This is a genomic window from Mycobacterium sp. (assembly GCF_049683935.1).
In the GTDB taxonomy this organism is placed as follows: Bacteria; Actinomycetota; Actinomycetes; order Mycobacteriales; family Mycobacteriaceae; genus Mycobacterium.
On sequence record NZ_JBAUJR010000301.1, the window covers coordinates 1 to 2,570 of the forward strand.

Genomic DNA, 2,570 nt, shown 5'->3' on the forward strand with positions numbered 1-2,570 from the left:
GGGGCGTGCCAGCCGGCGGGCGCACCGTAATCGGGCTGCGTCGGACCGTTGCCCGAGGCACCGTTGCCACCCGCGCCGTTGGTGCCGTTCTTGGGGGCGGCCTCGGCGGCCGCCTTGGACGCCTGCGCGATCGCAGTCTTGAAGGCGGGCTCGGGAACCGGCTTGGGCCACGGCTCGCCGCGCTCGATGGCCAGCTCACCCGGCGTCTTGATGGGCGGCTTGTCCGACGGCACCCGGCCGCCGAAGTCGTCGAACATGGTCAGACGCGGCCGCTTCTTCACGTCACCGAAGATCGCCTGCAGTTGGACGCGGTGCAGCGTCTCCTTCTCGAGCAGCTCGCCGGCCAGGATGTCCAGGACGTCGCGGTATTCGGTGAGGATCTCCCACGCCTCGGTGTGGGCGGCCTCGATGAGCTTGCGGACCTCGTCGTCGATGATCTGGGCGACCTCGTGGCTGTAGTCGGCCTGGGTGCCCATCGTGCGGCCGAGGAACGGGTCACCGTGCTCGGTGCCGTATCGGACGGCACCGAGCTTGGAGCTCATGCCGTACTCGGTCACCATCGCCCGGGCGATCTTGGTGGCCTGGTCGATGTCCGAGGAAGCGCCGGTGGTGGGCTCGCGGAACACGAGTTCCTCGGCGGCGCGGCCGCCCATGGCGAAGACCAGGCGCGCGATCATCTCCGAGCGCGTCATCAGGCCCTTGTCGTCCTCGGGGACCGCCATGGCGTGTCCACCGGTACGGCCGCGGGCCAGGATCGTCACCTTGTAGATCGGCTCGATGTCGGGCATCGCCCAGGCTGCCAACGTATGCCCGCCCTCGTGGTAGGCGGTGATCTTCTTCTCGTGCTCGCTGATGATGCGGCCCTTGCGGCGCGGCCCACCGACGACCCGGTCGACAGCCTCTTCGAGCGCCGCGCCGGTGATGACGGTGCCGTTCTCGCGTGCGGTGAGCAGCGCCGCCTCGTTGATGACGTTGGCCAGGTCGGCACCGGACATGCCGACCGTGCGCTTGGCCAGGCCGTCGAGATCGGCGTCCTCGGCGATCGGCTTGCCCTGCGAGTGCACCTTGAGCACTGCGCGGCGGCCGGCGAGATCGGGGCTGGACACCGGGATCTGGCGGTCGAAGCGGCCCGGGCGCAACAGCGCCGGATCGAGGATGTCGGGTCGGTTGGTGGCCGCGATCAGAATGACGCCCTGACGTTCGCCGAAGCCGTCCATCTCGACGAGCAGCTGGTTGAGCGTCTGCTCGCGTTCGTCGTGGCCGCCACCCATACCGGCGCCGCGCTGCCTACCCACCGCGTCGATCTCGTCGACGAAGATGATGCACGGGCTGTTCTGCTTGGCCTGCTCGAACATGTCGCGCACCCGGGAGGCGCCGACACCGACGAACATCTCGACGAAATCCGACCCGGAGATCGTGAAGAACGGAACCCCGGCCTCACCGGCGACCGCGCGAGCCAGCAGCGTCTTGCCGGTGCCGGGAGGGCCGTAGAGCAGCACGCCCTTGGGGATCTTGGCGCCCAGCGCCTGATAGCGGGTCGGGTTCTGCAGGAAGTCCTTGATCTCGTAGAGCTCCTCGACCGCCTCGTCGACGCCGGCGACGTCGGCGAACGTGGTCTTCGGCATGTCCTTGGAGAGCTGTTTGGCCTTCGACTTACCGAAGCCGAACCCCATCCGCCCACCGGACTGCATCCGGGAGAACATCACGAAGAGGAAGACCAGCAGCAGCAGCGGCAGCATGTAGATCAGCAGCGTGCCGAGCATGCTGCTCTGGTTGACGACTGTGTTGATCTTCGCGTTCTTGGCTTCCAGCGCCTCGAACAGCGTGACCCCGTACCCCGTGGGGTACTTGCTGATGATCTGGGTGTTGCCCGAGGTGTCGTCGTTGCCACTCTTCAGCTCGAGGCGCACCTGCTGTTCGCGGTCGTCGATCTGGGCTTCGTTGACGTTGTCGGCCTCGATCTGCGCGATGGCGACCGACGTGGGGACAGCTTCGTGCCCGCGGGTGTCGTCGCTGAAGTAGAAGAAGGACCACCCGAGCAGCAACACGACGGCGATCACCGTGAGCGTGCGGATCACATTTTTTCGGTTCATTGGTACCTACGCCGACAGCGCACCGCCGGCCAAATCCTTCCAATACGCACAGCTGGAGTAGTCAAGGCTACCGCTAGACCAACGTCTGGCAGTTCCCGGAGTTCACGGAGGGAACCATCAGGGCTGAGACCGGAGTTCACGGAGGGAACCATCAGGGCTGAGCCCGGAGTTACTCGGGCACCGAACGTGCATTCCCTGTCACGATTCTGCGGTTACCTCGACACTGCGAGCACGTTCGGCGAAAGTATGGGGTCGTGCGGACGCGGATGGTGCAGACGAACGGGGTTTCACTGCGGGTGACCGAGGCAGGCGAGCCGGGCGCGCCCGTGGTGGTGCTCTGCCACGGCTTCCCAGAGCTGGCGTTCACCTGGCGACATCAGGTGCATGCGCTGGCAGAGGCGGGTTATCACGTGCTGGCCCCCGAGATGTCGACGCCTACGCCGTCACCGACCTCAGCGCGGACGTCGTCGGGTTACT

General features: G+C 66.6%; 2 protein-coding genes. One reads left to right on the forward strand and one right to left on the reverse strand.

Going from position 1 to position 2,570, the window contains the following annotated elements; genetic code table 11:
* On the reverse strand, positions 1–2,093 hold a 2,093-nt coding region (gene ftsH, locus WA965_RS17525), incomplete at its 3' end, for an ATP-dependent zinc metalloprotease FtsH (protein WP_526447870.1).
* A 266-nt stretch (positions 2,094–2,359) separates the two neighbouring features.
* Between ftsH and WA965_RS17530 the strand changes: the two genes are divergently transcribed.
* On the forward strand, positions 2,360–2,570 hold a 211-nt coding region (locus tag WA965_RS17530), incomplete at its 3' end, for an alpha/beta fold hydrolase (RefSeq protein ID WP_526447872.1).